The organism is Mucilaginibacter sp. KACC 22773 (assembly GCF_028736215.1).
GTDB lineage: Bacteria > Bacteroidota > Bacteroidia > Sphingobacteriales > Sphingobacteriaceae > Mucilaginibacter.
Genome location: NZ_CP117883.1, coordinates 2,465,068 through 2,484,414, shown reverse-complemented (window position 1 = coordinate 2,484,414; position 19,347 = coordinate 2,465,068). Strand labels below are relative to the sequence as shown.

Below are 19,347 nucleotides of genomic sequence, written 5' to 3'. Positions count from 1 at the left end.
ATTAACGGGCAGGTACTACTTCCGCCTCATCATCTTCATCTTCGGGTTTTGGTTTACGGCCAACTTTTTCTTGCAGGGATTGAAAAATGATAAACAGAATAGGGATAACAAACACCCCAAATACCGTCCCCACAAACATCCCCCCCACAGCGCCTGTACCTATTGATTTATTTCCATTTGCACCAGCCCCTGTCGAAAACATCAAGGGCATAATACCAAATATAAAGGCAAAAGATGTCATCAAAATCGGGCGCAAACGGGCTTCGGCGCCTGCTATGGCAGCGGGTATTAAATCCATACCTGCCCGGCGTCGCTCCAAAGCAAATTCTACTATCAGGATAGCGTTCTTTGCCAGCAAACCGATGAGCATGATGAGCGAAATTTGCAGGTAAATATTACTGCCGATGTCAAAAATCCAGGCAAAAAGGTACGTACCCGCTAAACCAACAGGCAGCGATAATAATACCGCGAACGGCAGGATATAGCTTTCATATTGCGCACTAAGTAAAAAGTACACAAACACCAGGCAAAGCATAAATATGTAAGCCGATTGCGTGCCGGTGCTCAATTCCTCGCGGGTAAGGCCCGAAAATTCAAAATCGTAACCGGCAGGCAGCGTTTGTTTGGCAACTTCATTAATGGCCTTTATAGCATCTCCTGTACTGTACCCCGGGTTTGGGGAGCCGGAAACCGATATGGCCGTAAATAAGTTAAACCTCGAAATAGACTCGGGACCAAATACCCTTTTCAGCGTGATAAACGATGTTATTGGCGCCATGGCACCAGCCGCATTGCGTACAAATATTTTACTCAGGCCAATTTCGTTGGCCCGGTAATCATAATCTGCCTGTACCATAACCCGGTATTGCTTGCCAAAGTCATTAAAGTTTGATGCATATAAACCGCCGTAATAACCTTGCAGGGTATTTAATACGCCTGTTACGGTTACTCCAGCTTCCTTACATTTTGCCACATTAACATCTACCTGGAACTGTGGGAAGTTTGGATTAAATGATGAGTTAAGGTTTTGGATCTCCTTACGTTTTTTTAATGCTGCCTGAAAGGTATTACTTACCTTATACAATTCATCAACAGTATGCCCGCCTTTATCCTGTAGCTGAAATTCAAAACCATCGCTGTTACCAAACCCCTGTAAGGTTGGCGGTGAAAAGTAAAACACGTTGGCTTCCCGCATACCGCTTGTTTTGGCCGAAAGCTGGCCAATAATGCTTTGCAGGCTTTGACTTTTATCTTTACGTTGATCCCAGCCCTTCAGCTTCATAATCACCATGGCGTATGCACTGCCCGAGCCGGCAATAAAGTTAAAGCCCACCAATTTAAGCGTATTAACTACCGATGGGATGGTATGGCCAATACTATCTATCTTATTGGCAACAGCATCGGTACGTTCCATTGACGAGGCAGGCGGCAAGCTGATGGCGGCAAACACTGTCCCCTGGTCTTCATTGGGCACAAAGCTGGATGGGGTTGTTTTTACCAGGTAAATCAGGATGGACGAAAACACCACCACCGCTGCAAGGGCAATCCATTTACGACCTGCCAAAAAGCTTACCGATTTTTTATATTTGTTGGTTACCGCATCAAACGAGGTATTAAACACCACATAAAAATGGTTGATGAAACCATGTTTTTTTGTCCCTTTTTCATGTGGCTTTAAAAATAACGCGCACAATGCCGGGCTTAAGGTTAGGGCGTTTACTGCCGATAGCAAAATGGCTACAGCCAGCGTAATACCAAACTGCTTATAAAATACGCCTGTTGAGCCCGAAATAAACGTAACCGGTAAAAATACCGCCGACATAACCAGCGTGATGGAAACGATAGCGCCCGAAATTTCGTTCATGGCATTTACAGATGCTTTCCGGGCCGATTTATAACCCTGATCAAGCTTGGCGTGCACAGCTTCTACCACCACAATGGCGTCATCTACTACAATACCTATGGCCAGTACCAATGCAAAAAGGGTAAGCAGGTTAATGGTGAAGCCAAACAAGTTGAGGAAAAAGAAGGTACCCACAATAGCCACAGGCACCGCTATAGCCGGGATTAATGTTGACCTAAAATCCTGCAAAAACACAAACACTACTATAAATACCAGGATAAATGCTTCTATCAATGTACTGATCACTTTTTCTATCGAGGCATCCAGGAAACTGTTGGCATCAACCAAGTAAGTTATTTTCATCCCCTTAGGGAATTTTTCGGCAGCGGCCTCCAGGATTTTTTTCGATTCGTTGATCACATCGCGGGCGTTTGACCCTGCTGTTTGGCTGATAGCCACCCCTACCGAAGGCAACCTGTTGGTTTGTATCTCGAAAGAATAATCCAAAGATCCCAACTCAACACGTGCCACATCATTCAGGCGCAGCAGCTGCCCGTTGCCTACCGATTTGATGATGATATCGCCAAATTCGGCGGCGGTTTTTAGCCGGCCTTTATAGCGGATAACGTACTGGAAGGATTGCTTGCTGTTTTCGCCAAATTTACCCGGGGCGGCTTCTATGTTCTGTTCGTTGAGCGCTTCGGTAATATCATCAGGTATAAGATTATAGCGCGACATCACATCGGGTTTTAACCAAATGCGCATCGAATAATCTTTTGAGCCAAACACGTTGGCATTACCAACACCGGTAACCCGCTGAATTTGCGGTACCAGGTTTATTTTGGCATAATTTTGCAGAAAAGTTTCGTCGTAAGTTTTATTCTCGCTGTATAATGAGAAGATAATCAGGTTACTGCTCTGACTTTTTGCTACCGTAACACCCGATTGCGTAACCACCAACGGCAGCAAACTTGTAGCACGCGATACCCTGTTTTGCACGTTTACCGCGGCCAGATCAGGATTGGTACCAACCTTAAAGTATACCGTGATAGACGCCGAACCATCGTTACTGGCAGATGAAGTCATGTAGGTCATGTTCTCCACCCCGTTTATCTGCTCCTCCATCGGGATAATCACACTTTTGAGCACTACATCGGCGTTGGCGCCGCTATAAAAGGCTTCTACCTGTACGGTAGGCGGTGCAATATCCGGATATTGCGAAATTGGTAAGTTTATTAACCCTAAAATACCCAGTATTACCAGCAAAACCGAAATTACGGTGGATAGTACCGGGCGTTCTATAAATCTTTTAAGCATAGTATAGCTGTTGTAAATGAATTGAGGGATAAGAAACGCTATTATTTAACGCCGCCGTAAACCGACCCGGCGCTAACTTCATTTGGCTTAATTTCGGTACCATCCTGCAGGTTACCCGAACTTTCCAGCACAATTTTATCGCCGGCCTTTAAGCCATCGGTAACTACATAAAACTGGCCGGCCGTATTATCCATCACTTTAATGGCTACATTTTTTATTTTATGCTGATCATCAACTACGTAAACAAAGCGTTTGTCCTGTAATTCATAAGTAGCGCTTTCGGGCACCAGTAAAGCCGATTTTACAACATTAGGGATGCGTACTACCGCACTGCTGCCACTGCGGATAAGGCCGCGCGGGTTTGCAAAATCGGCACGTACATTGGCTGCGCCGGTTGCGGTGTTAATTAAACCATTCACGGTTTCAACTTTACCGGCATGCTCATAAGTACTGCCATCGGGCAATATGAGCGAAACCGGGGGCAACTGGTTCAATTTGGTTTTAAAAGATGTTTTAGCTGTACTGTCGCGACTAAAACCAAGCAGTTGCTTCTCGTTCAGGGCAAAGTATACGTAAACATTTGAGGTATTGTAAACCGTGGTGAGCGGGTCTGTTGTGCTGCTGGTTACCAGGCTGCCCAATTTGTACGGCAACGCGCCTATAACGCCATTCACGGGGCTGGTGATGGTGGTGTACCCTAAATTCACTTTGGCATTTACCAACGCGGCTTTGGCCTGGGCAAGCGCCGCCGCTTTTGATTGCTGTGTATACTCGGCCGATTCCAGTTCATAATGGCTGATAATATCTTTCTCCACCAGTGGTTTTACCTTGTTCAATTGCATTTTAGCCAGTGCCAGATCAGCTTCGGCGGTTTTAATACCTGCCTCGGCAGTACGCACCTCCTGCTCATATTGCGGGGCGTTTATCTTAAACAGCAATTGCCCTTTGGTTACAATGGAGCCTTCATCAACATAAATTTTTTCAACATAACCATCCACCTTCGGCCTTATCTCTATATTTTGCTGCCCCTGTATACTTGCGGGATAATCAACATTTAACGTGGCCTGGCGTGGTTGTACCTGAACTACTTTGTAATCCAATACCTGCTGTCCCTGGCTGGCGGCCTGTGTATTTTTATTACCACAAGATGCAGTTACTAAAACAATGGCCGGCAATAAATACAGGGCATTAAAAAAACGTTTTGTTTGGATTTTTTTGGAAGACAGGATAAAAAACATCATTATAAATTAAATCATCAACACTACCGCGCACGGCAAAGCAGCCGCTAAATTCGGATATAGTTTCAATATAGATGCCTAAGAGGGCTATATTGTTACAGTAGGACTGAAAGATTGTTTGATTAGATAATTACAAATCGTTTTTTAACGTCTAATACAACTTATCTATAATTAATTTGAATCACTGTGAACCTCATATTCAATGTAAAACTTTTGTTGGTTGTACACCGGCTTAAAAGGCACTTTGGCCCATGCTTCTTTGGCCTGCCCGTCCGGGTCGCAATCAGCGTCGTAGCCAACATCCATTACCAGCACGCGGTTTTGCGTGTTTTCTTTTAGTTTTTTATAAAGGTTTACCGCCGGCATTTTCCAGCCATTATTCTTGGTGATATTTGGATCGGTACGATCAACGGGAATCATGGCTACAAGGTCCTTATGGATGATTTTATCATCAAGGTATTCTTTTAATGTAGCGTTGTGGCTACAGTGGTGGCCCACTTTATACAACACCGTATTGTTCAGCAGATAATCTAAAGAGAAACCTGCTTTTACTTTGTCCTTATCCCATTTAATATCTTCCCATGAAAGCCAGTTTCCGGTTTGGGCATCGCCAACAAATAACAATACCTTACTACATTCAACCAGCTCAAAGGCCAATACAAGGCTGCTGTTGTTGGTGTAGGTATCCAGGTAAAGGGATAAGCGCTCGGCCTGGTCAAGCCATTCATCGTCTATGGTACGCCAGGCATTTTTTTTCATCTGGTATTCTTTCGAAAACAATTTTGATGTTAGTTTTCTATCGTGCTTTTTGTCGAATGGAAAATTCCCCTCATCTGAATCTACAGGCTCGCCTGTAAAGTTTTTCATTGCCGATAGATAGCCTTCGGCAAGATTACTTATTGCTGCAAGCTTGGTATCATAAGTTTCATCCTTATTAGGATTAATATCAAACAGCAAATTGCTGTTTCTTGGCGGCCCAAGCACATAAACCTTAACCGAGTTTTGGGGCAGGGCGGGCAAATCCAATACAGATCCCGGCGACAGGTATGAGATGGTTTTACCAAGTTTGCGCAAATTATCAATACCCATTTGCGGCACTACCGGCGGGCGTTTTACTTTCTTTTCAGCTTTTGGTACTTCAGCATCATCGGCTGCCAGATAAAATCCCAAAACATCACTGATGCGGCTGGAAGCAAGTGAGTGGCTTTCGTTATTATTTTTTGCAAGTCCGTCCACAATTTTTTGAAGGTTGTCGGTCACTTTACGCTGCCCCGCAGCAATTTTACCGGCTTGTTCGTCTTTTGGGTCATCAAGCCATGATAGCCATACATTATTGATACCAGTTTGCTGGAAAACCCCGAAAGCATGTACAAATCCCGACAGGTGATCATTATGCTGATGTGTACCTACAACAACATCAAGGGGCATGCCCTCCAAATCATCCTGAATAAACCCGGCTATAGTTTGAAGCCTTTGCTCAGATTTATCTGAATTGCGAAACGAACCGCAATCAATTAATACCGAACTTTCGCTCCCGTCTTTTTTAAATTTTAACAGAAAGCAATCTCCAAGTTCGCCAACCTGGAACATTTTTATATTTACGCTAAGGTTACTCATGATAAGGTTTTAATGAAAATGTAAATTGGCAAAATTTATAGTACTAAACCCGTTATCGTCATCGTACATCGAATCGGAAAACGAAAGGGCTGCATCGTCTTTACCTTGCTGATAAGCCAGCTGCTTGGTAAACCTGTCCTGGCTGGCTATATTTTTTGTAACCAGGTAATTAACCTTAAAATCTTCGGCCATATTAAAAACAATAGTACAACCGCCCCTGAATTTCATTTTGTCAACAAGAGGGGTGCCTGTTTTTAAATCTACCTTGCCTGTTTCAATTAATATAGTTGTTGATTGGGTTATGGTTACTATTACTTGCTCCAATATCATTCCGTCGCGGCCTAAACGGTAAGCCGGCCTTATTTTATGGATTTCAATAGGTAGCATGCCGCTTTCCCGCTCCTGTTTTAGTTTAATGCCATCCAGTTCTTTATATCCAATTACAGTGGTGCTTAAGCCCAGCTTAGGCAACAGGCTTTCCAATTCGGGGCCGGATAAGATAGCCGAGGGCATGTTGCTCTGATTTTTTTGAGGCTTACCAACCAAAAAATCGTGGAAAGCGGCCTGTATAACTTTTGATTGCGTATAAATTTCTTTACGATCGGCCAGGTTGGCTAACGTGCGTACCTTATCCCTTAAAAAGGAGGCCATTTTCCCGAGGCTATTCCGATCCAATGGCCCAAAATTATCTGGCGTACACCATCTCAGGCTCTCTTCCGAAAAAGTATTTACATGATCGGGAAATATGCCCCAGCTCCTGAAAGCATCTATAAGCGCTATGCGGTAATTATTGTCATCGCCAGGTGCAAAATCAATATCGGCAGTAACCAGGGCGCGTAAATATTCGCCAAATGTAATGTCAACCGGCGGGCAGTAATCCAGTGCGCGGATTGCTACCTTCATTAAATGCTGGGCTATTTCACATACTTCCTGCGCAAGCCTGGTAGCCAAATCAAGCTGTAGTACGCCCTGAGGCAATACGCCAGAACCATTTGTGGCTATCCTGATTAAATCCTGGGTTTTAAAATTATAAATCTTGATGAGGGCATCAAAAAAGGTAGATACCAAAACCGATCCTAATTCATGTGCCTCGGTGCGGGTTTGGTAAAGGGTAGGATCTGGTTTGCTGCGCTTCCAGTTACCATCTTTATCATTACCGCCTATGGCACTCCGTAAAGCCCCCCTGCCATGCGCCATGGCGTTGCCAAATTGTGTGGCCAGTTCGCCCAGGTAAGTAAACTTATCTAAACTGCCATCAGATTTTGAAAACTGGTTAATTACCAGTTCATTAATGGTAAATCGCTGTAATAACGCAATAATATCGGCAAAGGCCTCATGAAAAGCCGGCACATCGGGATTTGTGTTTTCGATAAACCGGGGGTGGATACTATCTAAAAGCGCGTGGGTAACCTCATGCGATACAATATCGGGCGAGAGGCATGCAAATACTGCCCCATTTGGAAAATTGGCGCCCTGTATTTGCTGCGCTGCTTTAAAATAGCCAAACAGGATGGCTTTTTTATCAGTGGTATAATAGGCATTGGCAGCCCTGAACGCGTGTGGGTACAACCGTATGCGCTGAACATAACTTTCGATAGGCCGGCCGTTTTTACCTTTTACCGGGTTGCCCTGGGCATCTTTAACAATGCGAGAATTCCAGATTAATTTTCGGCCTAATGATTGTTCAAAATACTCCAAAGTTTTCATGGAAATTGTGTAAACAAACTGCTGATGAAACTGCGGGTTGCCTTCGCTTGGGGTTAAGCCGTTTTGCGATAAAACCTCTACCGAATCCAGATTTACCGGCTCATAATAACAATTGCTTGGCGGATCGATATCTATCACTTCAAAGTATTCGCCGGTTGGCCCTGCATTTTCGGGCTTATCCAAATTTTCCCATAGTACCCGGTAGGTCGTCTGGTTAAATTTCATGGTATCCAGCTGAGTTGAAAAGCCCGGATCAAGGGTGTATCCCCTTAAGTACCGGTAAACCAATTTGACCGCCATATTGCTTATGTTTAGTGTTTAGGAACTATCGTTTGCCATAGTAAAGTTCTGATAATGATTAATATATACAACAGGTATTTTTACGGTATTTTACAAATATTTTCCGCACCGCACCCCTCCTGTGGTGACATTCAAATGCGCCCAATAAATCTTCATTTGTATAAGGCTATCCCATAAACAAAACAGCCTGCCCCTATTAAAACTTAGCGGGCAGGCTGCACAAAATACCAATATGAGGTTACTGTTACTCCAATGTGTTTACCCCTTTAATGGTGGTTTTGGTTTCCTGGTGCATATCAAATACCGTTACACTGTTTTTGCCTTTAAGCAACCAGTTTGCCGGGCAATATAAATGAAACTGGGGCCCAACATTCCAGTAGCGGCCCAGGTTGTGGCCGTTTACCCAGATAACTCCCTTTTTAAAGTTACTGAGATCAAGGTAGGTATCGGCTACCTTACTTAATTCAAAACTGCCTTTGAAAAATACCCCGTCGTGAAATCCTTCGGGATATTTATTTTTTAACGAGGTGACGAATTTTTCGTCCATCGGCAACTTAAAGATCTGCCAGTTGGTGAGGGTCATCCCATTCAGGGTAACGCGGTCGGTAATACCTTTGCGGTCAATCATGTATTGGGCAAAGTTTATATGACCCATATTTTCTACAAGGATTTCCAGCTCAGGGTCCTTTACATCCGTTTTTGGCAGCTTGATTGTCCACTTGCCGCCATCGCGATAAACGGTATCAACCAGTTTGCCATTTAATAAAACAAGTGCGTAATCATGGGGCTCGGTAATGGTAAGGCTACCGCTTTTATGGCCAACAAGTTTTGTACGGTACAATATAAAGCCGCTATACTGGCCAAGGGCTTCCATGGGTAGCGGTTGCGGCGATTTAACAGCCACCGGCAATTCTTTCCAAACGGTAGTAAAAGGTGCCATATCAAAAGCCGGTATCTCGACAGTCGGTATCGATTTTGGAACTTCCGGTATTTTGTACTTCACATATTTTGAAATCAAATTGCGCAGCGCAAAGTATTTTGGCGTTGGTGCTCCCTGCTCGTTGATGGGCGCATCATAATCGTAGCTGGTGACATCGGGCTGAAACTGGGTGGGGCTAAACGCGTTTGCGCCCGCATTATACCCAAAGTTGGTGCCGCCATGTACTACATATAAGTTGAAAGAACGTTTATGTTCAAGCAGATAAGTTACCTCTTTCACAATACCATCGGTACCTGGCTTTTGCCATTTTTCTGTCCAGTGCGTTAACCAGCCTGGATACGACTCGCTGCTAAAGGCCGGAACATTGGGGTTTTGTTTGGCCGCCTGGTCAAAATCGGCATCGCTGCTGCCGCTATCCAATCCAATAGCTGCGCCGTCAACACCGCCAGCCTCCAGCATAAAGGCGGTTGGGCCATCGGCGGTATAAAATGGCACGTTGATGCCATTGGTAACCCAAAGCTTTTTAAGCGCTTTAATATAATCGCGGTCATTGGCATAGCTGCCGTATTCGTTTTCGACCTGTACCATCAGTATTGGGCCGCCGCTTGTACATTGCAGGCCCTTTACCTGTTGCGAAAGCGCGGTCACATATTTTGTTACTGCCGCCATATAGCGCGAATCCATGCACCGAATTTTAATATCTGGAATTTTTAAAAGGTATGGTGGCAGGCCGCCAAAATCCCACTCAGCGCAAACGTACGGACCGGGGCGCAATAATACCCACATACCCTCCTGTTTACATATGCTGATAAATTCGGCAATATTCCTGTTTTCGGTTGTAAAATCGAATACCCCGGGCTGATGTTCCAGGTAGTTCCAGAAAACGTAGGCGGCTATGGTATTACAGCCCATGGCCTTTGCCATTTGGATGCGCTGGCGCCAGTACATTTTAGGAATCCGTGCCGGGTGCATTTCGCCACTGATGATCTGGAATGGCTTACCATCAAGCAAAAAATCGGTTTTGCTTAACGAGAAAACATGCCTTTGCTGCGCGCCGGCAATACCTGCAGATATGATAAAAAGAAATACAAGGAGAGTTTTTTTCATGTGTGATGTAAATAAATTTAAAGCAAGCCCGCTGTGCCACAAATTTAAAATAACAAATGATTTTTGATCTGCCTTACACAAACGTTTGTGTGTTGGTTCATTAGTTTACTGGTTCATTAGTTCATTGGTCTTTTCCGGCGGAGCGTAACTAATTATCCCCCACTTTACAACTCCGGCTGTTCTGTAAAATGTGGTAAAGTAAACCGGAAACAGGTGCCTTTGTCAACTTCGGTATCCACGCTGATGGTGCCGCCATGGGCTGCTATAAAATCCTTTACCAGTAACAGACCCAGTCCGCTGCCTTTTTCCATATTGGTGCCTAAAATGGATGTCCGGCCGCCATTGCCAAAAAGCATCGCTTTGGTGTCTTCAGACATTCCTATGCCGTTATCACGAATGCAAATCTCTACCATGCCTGCCTCAACACAGGCGGAAACTTTTACGGCACCGCCGCCATGCGGCGTGAATTTAATAGCATTGGTTACCAGGTTTTGCAAAACAGAACGAAACATCAAAGTATCGGCCATGATATAAATATCATCGTCAACCCCGTTTTCAAGACTAATTTCTTTCTGACTGGACGTTTCGCGCAACAGGTCAAGCGATTCATTAATTCCATGGGCCAGGTGCAGCTTTACGGGTTGGAAACTTGTTTTCTCGCGTTGATTTTTGGCCCATTCAACCAACTCATTCAACTGACTGAGAATTTTGTTCGACGTCCGGTTGATGATACCCGATAACAATTTGATTTGTTCGGGTTTTAGCTTATCGGCATCTCTTTTTAAGTTTTCTGATGAAGCCAGCAATGATGTTAAAGGGTTGCGCAAATCATGCGAGATAACCGACAGGAACTTATCTTTTGACAGGTTAAGCGCTTTCAACTCATGGTTCAGGTTTTCCAGCGCAATGGTACGTTCATGTACGCGCTGTTCCAGTTCCTGGTTAAGCTGGATGAGGTCGTTATTAATCAGCTGCAATTTTTCTTCCTGCTGTTTCAGTAAATGGTTCTTCTGGTATAACTCGGTGAAAACAGCCACTTTTGACCGCAGGATATCCGGGTTGAACGGCTTCCTTACAAAATCCACCGCGCCGGCTTTGTAACCCTTAAACACGGCAGCCTCTTCGTAATCATGCGCCGTTATAAAAATAATAGGAATGCGCCGTAGCTTATCCCGCTGATAAATAAGCTCGGCAGTTTCATATCCATCCATCATGGGCATCTTTACATCCAGCAGGATAAGTGAAAAGTCATCCTCCTTCAGCAGGATACGGAGCGCTTCGCGCCCTGAGGTAGCGGTGGAAAAAGCATACTGATCTTTTTCCAGCACTACCCTCATCGATAGCAAATTATTTTCATTGTCATCTACCAACAGGATCTTGATGATACCGGTATCGTCCATTTTACGCGTATAAAGTACTTTGTTATCGATATGGTTATTTAATCAGCCACACCCGCATCAGGGACAGCAGCTGATCGGTTTTTACCGGTTTGGTGATATAATCTGATGCACCCGAGGCGATACATTTTTGCCTGTCGCCTATCATGGCTTTGGCGGTAACCGCTATTATTGGCAGGTTTTTATTCCGGGCCTCTTTGCGGATGATCTGGATCGTCTCGTACCCGTCCATTTCGGGCATCATAATGTCCATCAACACTATATCTATTGTTTTGTCCTTGTTCAATATTTCCAGCGCTTCGCGTCCGCTCTCGGCAGTAATTGCCTCTATTTTCGATCTTTCAAATACTGCGGTTAAGGCAAACAGGTTACGTACGTCGTCATCAACAACCAGTACTTTTTTACCGTCAAGTATATCGGCCTGGTTGCGCACACTGTCAATCATTTTCAGTTTACTCTCGCTGATGAACTTTTTATCAACGTGCAGCAGTACCAATATCTCTTCTAACAGGTAAACGTGCGACGAGGAGGTTTTAGCGATGATTTTATGGTTGAGACGTTTAAGCTGAATAAGCTCGTCCTGTGTAAAATCACGCGCTGAATGCAGCAGAATGGTAGTTTGCTGTTGTTTTAACAGGTTTATTTTATTGATCAGATCGAGCCCGTTGGCATCTGGCAGCACAAAATCCATGATGATACAATCAAACATTTCCTTTTTAAGTACCGACAATGCTTTTTTAGCTGTAGCTGCGCCAACAACCTCTACCCTGTCGCTTGATAATAATTCAGACAGCCTGCCAAGCTCACTCTCATTATCTTCAATCACCAGTACGCGTTTTTTGGCGTGCTCATGAAAGCTAACTATCCCCGTAATTAAATCCTGTAACGACGTATTTGAAAGCGGCTTCAGGCTAAACGATTTAGCGCCAAGCTTATGCGCCATTACCCTGTTATCCTCGCCAGATATTACATGTACCGGGATGTGCCTTAAGTTTATATCGCTCTTAAGTAATTTAAGGATCTTCCAGCCGTTTGATTCGGGCATATTTACATCAAGGGTGATGGCAATAGGGTTGTATTTGAGGATGTTATCAAAAATCTCGAGGTAACTTATTGCTACCAGTACTTTTATGCCCATATCATGGGCTTTATCTATCAGGATCTTGGTAAAGCGAAGGTCGTCCTCAACAACAAGTAACACCTTGTCTTCGGCTAAAATATTGTGGCGGTCATCATCTATTACCATTTCGGCGGTTTCGGCCAGATTAGTACGCAGGTGCGATACAGAAAGGTTTTCCTTGATTTTCACCACGGGTGTTTTCTCTTCTTTATATTTAAGTGGCAGGTAAAGGGTAAATGTACTGCCTTTACCCAGCTCACTACCCACGGTAATCGTTCCGCCTAATAACTCGGCAAACCCTTTACTGATAGATAAGCCAAGCCCGGTACCACCGTATTTACGGCTTGTTGAACCTTCGGCCTGTTGAAAGGCTTCAAAAATGATCCCCTGGGTATTTTTAGAAATACCGATACCCGAATCCTCGATAGAAAAGGCGATTACCTCGCCCGGGGCGCCAATTGGATTTTCATGATTCGCCGCCGGGCGGAAAATATGAAGTTTAACCCGTCCTTTTTCGGTGAACTTAAACGCGTTGGAGAGCAGGTTTTTGAGGATCTGGTTAAGGCGCTGCATATCTGTCTCCATCATTTCGGGCAGGGTCTCCTCTACTTCGATCTCAAATTTCAGGTTTTTAGCTTCTGATATCGGTTTAAAGGTTGACTCGGCAAACGAGGCTATTTCTTTAAAGCTAACCGGCATCACATCGGCCGCTATTACTCCCGATTCAATCTTCGACAGATCGAGGATATCATTAATCAGCTGGATAAGGTCATCCCCGCAAGAATGGATGGTTTTGGCAAACATTCGCTGCTTTTCGGTAAGGTTACCTTCGGGGTTTTCAAACAGCTGCTGCGCCAGGATCAGCAAGCTGTTAAGCGGTGTGCGTAACTCATGCGACATGTTGGCCAGGAATTCCGACTTATATTTAGACGTAAGCGTAAGCTGCTCTGCCTTTTCCTCCAGTGAGCGGCCTTTATCATGCAGCTCGTCGTTCGCCCTTCTTAACTCTTCCTGTTGCGCCGAAAGCTCACTGGCTAATGACTGCGATTGGCTCAGCAATTCCTCGGTACGGGTATTGGTTTCAATATTGTTTAACACGATACCAATACTTTCGGTAAGCTGATCCAGGAAGTCGATGTGGGTATCGCTGAAGTTTTCAAAGGAGGCCAGTTCGATAACCGCCTTTACATTATTTTCAAAAAGTACCGGCAATATCACCAGGTCGATAGGTGCGGCATTGCCTATACCCGAACTAATTTGTAAATATTCATTTGGTACATTGGCAAGCCTGATCCTTTCCTTATCTGTAGCGCACTGCCCTACCAGCCCCTCGCTAAGCGAAAATTCCTGGTTGATGAGCTTGCGGCTCTTTTGAGCATATCCTGCAAAAAGTTTCAGTTTGGGCTCGTCGGCCGCTTCGGGCTGCTCCAATATATAAAACGCGCCGTAACGGGCATTCACCAGTTCGGCAAGCTCCGATAGTACTTTGTTGGCCACCGCGTTCCGGTCGCGCTGTCCCTGAAGCATTTGTGCAAATTTAGCTAAGTTTGATTTCAGCCAATCCTGCTCGTGGTTACGTAAGGTAGTGCCTTTCAGGTTGGCAATCATCTGGTTAATGGTGTCCTTCAAAGCTTCCAGCTCGCCCTTGGCCTCCACGCGTATGGTACGGGTAAGGTCACCCTTGGTTACCGCCGAGGCTACTTCGGATATCGAGCGCACCTGTACGGTAAGGTTTTGTGCCAGCTGATTTACGTTTTCGGTCAAATCTTTCCAGGTACCGGAAGCGCCCGGTACACTGGCCTGGCCGCCCAAACGGCCCTGCACACCTACTTCACGGGCTACGGTGGTTACCTCATCGGCAAATACCGCCAGGGTATCAATCATTTCGTTAATGGTATCTGTAAGCTGGGCCACCTCTCCCAAGGCGTTGATGGAGAGGCGCTGTTTCAGGTTACCTTTGGCAATACCGGTAGCCACCTTGGCAATACCACGGATTTGCCCGGTAAGGTTGGATGCCATCTGGTTTACCGAGTCAGTTAAATCTTTCCAGGTACCGGCTACACCTTTTACGTGCGCCTGGCCACCAAGCTTACCTTCGGTGCCTACTTCACGGGCAACACGCGTTACTTCGGATGCGAAGGAGTTGAGCTGATCCACCATCGTGTTGATGGTGTTTTTAAGGTCCATGATCTCGCCTTTTACGTCGATAATAACCGTTTTTGAAAGGTCGCCGCTGGCCACCGCCTTGGTTACCTCGGCAATGTTACGCACCTGCGATGTTAAGTTACTCGACATCTGGTTTACCGAGTCGGTCAAATCTTTCCAGGTACCCGCAACGCCCGGCACAAAGGCCTGGCCGCCAAGGTTACCATCGGTACCTACCTCACGCGCCACACGCGTTACCTCGGATGCAAAACCGCGTAGCTGATCAACCATTGTGTTAATGGTTTCTTTAAGCTGCAGGATCTCGCCCCTAACGTCAACCGTGATTTTTTTAGATAAGTCGCCGTTTGCAATCGCAATCGATACGTCTGCTATATTTCTTAACTGCGCGGTAAGGTTACCGGCCATTTTATTTACCGAGTCGGTCAAATCTTTCCAGGTACCATCCACACCCGGCACGTTGGCCTGGCCGCCCAGCTGCCCTTCCGAACCTACTTCGCGGGCCACGCGGGTTACTTCAGATGCAAAACCGCGCAACTGGTCAACCATGGTGTTGATCGTATCTTTAAGCTCTAACAACTCACCCTTAGCATTTACCGTAATTTTCCGGGAAAGGTCGCCCTTGGCCACTGCCGTGGTTACCTCGGCTATATTACGTACCTGCGAGGTAAGGTTGTCGGCCATTTTATTTACCGAGTCGGTTAAATCCTTCCAGGTACCGCCTACACCCGGCACATTGGCCTGGCCACCCAACTGTCCCTCCGAACCTACCTCACGGGCTACACGCGTTACTTCCGAACCGAAGGAGTTCAGCTGATCCACCATGGTATTGATGGTGATCTTTAGTTCCAGCATTTCTCCCTGTACGTCAACCGTAATCTTTTTGGATAAGTCGCCTTTGGCCACCGCGGTAGTTACTTCGGCAATGTTACGTACCTGCCCGGTTAAGTTACCGGCCATCTGGTTTACCGAGTCGGTCAAATCCTTCCAGGTACCACCTACACCCGGCACGTTGGCCTGGCCACCTAACTGCCCTTCGGAACCTACCTCACGGGCCACGCGGGTTACCTCCGAAGAAAAAGAGTTAAGCTGATCCACCATCGTATTGATGGTATTTTTCAATTCCAGCAACTCGCCTTTGGCATCCACCGTAATTTTTCGTGAAAGGTCGCCCTTGGCCACAGCGGTTGTTACACCCGCAATATTACGTACCTGGTCGGTAAGGTTACTTCCCATCTGGTTTACCGAGTCGGTAAGATCTTTCCAAACACCACCAACGCCTTTTACCCGGGCCTGGCCACCCAATTTACCTTCGGTACCTACCTCGAGCGCAACACGTGTTACTTCGGATGCGAAGGAGTTAAGCTGATCCACCATCGTATTGATGGTTTTTTTCAGCTCGAGCATTTCGCCTTTTACGTCTACCGTAATTTTTTTAGAAAGGTCGCCGTTGGCCACCGCAGTGGTTACGCCGGCTATATTACGTACCTGCGAGGTAAGGTTACCCGCCATACGGTTTACAGAATCTGTTAAGTCTTTCCAGGTACCGGCAACACCCGGTACCTTGGCCTGGCCGCCCAGCTTACCTTCGGTACCTACCTCGAGCGCCACACGTGTTACCTCAGATGAAAAAGAGTTGAGCTGATCTACCATCGTATTGATGGTATTTTTCAGCTCAAGGATTTCGCCTTTGGCCTCTACCGTGATCTTGCGGGAAAGGTCGCCCTTGGCCACAGCCGTGGTTACTGCGGCTACGTTACGAACCTGGGCTGTTAAGTTACCGGCCATCTGGTTTACCGAGTCGGTAAGTTCGGCCCACACGCCCGCTACGCCTTTAATTTTGGCCTGCTCGCCCAGCTTACCTTCCGAGCCTACCTGCCGGGCTACACGGGTTACTTCCATGGAGAACAGCTGGAGTTTGGAAAGCATCTGGTTTGATTCCTTAGCTATGCGCAAAAACTCCCCTTTTAGCGGATGGCCCTTTATTTCCAAGGGTATATGTTTCGATAGATCTCCGTTAGCTACCGAGTTAATCATGCCCGCTATTTCCAGCGTGGGCGACGTAAGATCTTCGATGAGGTTGTTTAATGAATTTACACCGCTGGCCCACTCACCTTTAGCATCCGATAGTTCGATGCGTTTGCCCAGGTTGCCCCTTTTGCCAATGGTTTTCTCGGCAGCAGATATCTCGGCCACAAAGCGCTCGTTCATATCGATAATATCGTTGAGTACTTCGCAAATGCGGCCGTTGATGCCGGCCTGGGTTACCGGCATGCGCACATTAAGCCTGCCCCCTTTAACAAGTGACAGTACTTTAAGTAATTCTTTAAGGTCAAGGGTCTCGGTGTCAGCCTGTGTAACGCCGGCTTCATTCAAGATGTTTTCTAAAATGTCGTCCTTCATGAGAAGAGTTAAATTGTGATCAGTTTATTTAAAATAGCTGTTACATAAACAACGAGAAGCAACGCATGGTTAAATCCGTTATAGTAAAGATAAAAAAGCGACAGTAAATTTCTAAACAGTTAAGGCTAAAATATTACAAAGAAAATATTTTTCAGGTATAATAAAGCATCGGCAATCAGACAGCAAATAAAACAAATATTCGAGAAATTGTTTTAAAATTTATTTTTTTTGACGCAATTTTTTCGCCACGAGAAAACCTATAAATATCGGCGCAACGCAACCGGCTATCTTCGGTTGAGCACCACACGATCTAAATGCAATAATACACTTACAATGAGTTAATTACACAAAAAAATCAGTTTACATTGTGGGCGCCGCAGTTAGCAACATAATAATCACCACTTATTTTTCATCTACAGGTTTAAGGTTTGAAAGCACGATATGCCCCGCAAGTTCAAGCTTTAACAACCGGATTCCCTTTAGAACAATTCCGGCTATTTTTTGGGCCCCCAATTCACTAAAATGTGTATTATCAGCCTGGCCGTTAGGATAGTTAATACTCTCGCCCGGAGCCAGGTAGTTAAATAATTTTTTTGATTCTTCGGGCCCTAACTTTTGCAATAGAGCCTGGCTCTCTCTATCCAGGTCAATTAGTGGCACTTTTTGTTCGTCAGCCAGTTTACGCACTATTGCCGAATATACCTCATGTGTACCAACAACGGTACCTGTTGTATCAAACTTTCTTCGTGCCACGGGCGTCAGCAATACCGGAATTGCCTTTTTGTCTCTTGTTTCCCGGATGAACCTTTCTAAATTATCCCTATATCCCTGTTCGTTGATGTAGCTTTTTTTGGTGGGCACTTCGTCATTGTGGCCAAATTGTATAAATACATAATCGCCCTCATGTAAGCTGCTTACAATACCATCCCACAAACCTTCGCTGATAAATGTTTTGGTACTCCGGCCGTTTTGTGCGCGGTTATCAACTGTTACGGTGCTATCAAATAACAAACTGAAAGGCATCCCCCAGCCTGTCTCGGGAAAAGCTTTAGGCTGCTTTATGGCCATAGTGGAATCACCCGCCAGGTAAACGGTGACCCGGCCAGGTGTAATAATAAACGACATAAGCAACGCAGCGCTCATTAAAACACCTGTAAATAACAGGCCTTTATATTTAATTTGGGTACTCATATGTATGGTATTTTAAAGGTATTTTTTTAGTGGATAAAAGGCCAAACGGCAGCACAAGCTGATTTTTCTCAAATTTTCCAATTGGTTATTAATCATAATGAAAAGGACACTGTATCCTTTGAATAATTTAGATTGCAGGAGTCAATATTATAGAATAAATTATTCAATACCATCCTGTTCCATACTGATGTAGATAGCCTTTTCACTTTTTCATGAGATTAGGCTTGATAAAACCTGTACTCTATTTAGTACAGGACACAGCAGGACACATGGCGGTAAATTTATTTCTACATTAGTTAAACCAATTATTATCATAAGCCGCAAGTTTAAACCTGCTTATTAAATAACATCTTCCTGTACCTGACTGTTATAACTTTATCTGTAATGGAAAACAATGTTTTAGATATTCAAAGTAAAACCTACAGCGAAACTGATTTAAAAAATTTATTCGACGATTATTACAACCGACTGGTTTATTTTTCGTACCAGATCATTAACAATAAACCACATGCCGAGGATATTGCCCAGGATGCTTTTGTGAAATTCTGGGATAACTGCAATCATGTTTCCAGCAATCCGGTGGCCATAAAAAATTTCCTTTACAGTACGGTAAAAAATGCCAGCCTAAATGTTATCAGGCATAATAAGGTGGCCGAACAGCATATGAACAGCCTGAATGGCATTCCTGCTGACGAAACCATATTTCATACCATTATCAGGACCGAAGTACTGGCCGAGATATACCAGGCAATAGCTTTACTGCCCGGCAGCTGCCAGCAAATATTCCGGATGAGCTACCTGGATGATATGAAAAACCATCAAATAGCCGATGTACTGGGCATATCGGTTAATACAGTGAAAACACAAAAACAAAGGGCCCTTAAAGTATTACGCGGAAATTTAAGTCCCGAGCTTTTTGTTGTATTAATTGCATTTTCCTGTTTTTAATTTCGGGCTTTTTCTCTAAAATATTTTTTTTCATCCTCTGTCACCCCCTTGTTACA

9 protein-coding genes are annotated in these 19,347 nt (G+C 44.9%); 1 reads left to right on the top strand and 8 read right to left on the bottom strand.

Annotated features, from left to right (window positions below):
* Position 1 precedes the first annotated feature (1 nt).
* The 8 genes from PQ469_RS10580 to PQ469_RS10545 all read right to left on the bottom strand — a co-directional run bounded on the left by PQ469_RS10580 (position 2) and on the right by PQ469_RS10545 (position 18,343).
* The gene (locus PQ469_RS10580; protein ID WP_274212942.1) at positions 2-3,160 is read right to left on the bottom strand and encodes an efflux RND transporter permease subunit; all 3,159 of its coding nucleotides are present in this window, start codon (positions 3,158-3,160) and stop codon (positions 2-4) included.
* A 41-nt stretch (positions 3,161-3,201) separates the two neighbouring features.
* Positions 3,202-4,401 (bottom strand): efflux RND transporter periplasmic adaptor subunit, encoded by a 1,200-nt coding sequence (locus tag PQ469_RS10575; RefSeq protein ID WP_274212941.1) that lies wholly within the window; start codon positions 4,399-4,401, stop codon positions 3,202-3,204.
* Between the two features lie 168 nt (positions 4,402-4,569).
* A complete protein-coding gene (locus tag PQ469_RS10570; protein ID WP_274212940.1) occupies positions 4,570-6,015 on the bottom strand; it encodes an MBL fold metallo-hydrolase in 1,446 nt (481 codons plus the stop codon).
* 9 nt (positions 6,016-6,024) lie between these two features.
* Entirely contained in the window at positions 6,025-8,022 is a 1,998-nt protein-coding gene (locus PQ469_RS10565; protein WP_274212939.1) for a gluzincin family metallopeptidase, read from the bottom strand.
* Positions 8,023-8,266: 244 nt separating this feature from the next.
* Complete coding sequence (locus tag PQ469_RS10560) at positions 8,267-10,069, bottom strand: glycoside hydrolase family 35 protein (protein ID WP_274212938.1); 1,803 nt, start codon at positions 10,067-10,069, stop codon at positions 8,267-8,269.
* A 164-nt stretch (positions 10,070-10,233) separates the two neighbouring features.
* Positions 10,234-11,469: a hybrid sensor histidine kinase/response regulator gene (locus tag PQ469_RS10555; protein WP_274212937.1), complete on the bottom strand. Its 1,236-nt coding sequence runs from the start codon at positions 11,467-11,469 to the stop codon at positions 10,234-10,236.
* A gap of 34 nt (positions 11,470-11,503) precedes the next feature.
* Entirely contained in the window at positions 11,504-17,152 is a 5,649-nt protein-coding gene (locus PQ469_RS10550) for a HAMP domain-containing protein (RefSeq protein WP_274212936.1), read from the bottom strand.
* 402 nt (positions 17,153-17,554) lie between these two features.
* The gene (locus PQ469_RS10545; protein ID WP_274212935.1) at positions 17,555-18,343 is read right to left on the bottom strand and encodes a rhamnogalacturonan acetylesterase; all 789 of its coding nucleotides are present in this window, start codon (positions 18,341-18,343) and stop codon (positions 17,555-17,557) included.
* Positions 18,344-18,727: 384 nt separating this feature from the next.
* Between PQ469_RS10545 and PQ469_RS10540 the strand changes: the two genes are divergently transcribed.
* Positions 18,728-19,291 carry an RNA polymerase sigma-70 factor gene (locus tag PQ469_RS10540; protein ID WP_274212934.1) on the top strand — a complete coding sequence of 188 codons (564 nt, stop codon included), beginning with the start codon at positions 18,728-18,730 and terminating at the stop codon, positions 19,289-19,291.
* Positions 19,292-19,347 lie beyond the last annotated feature (56 nt).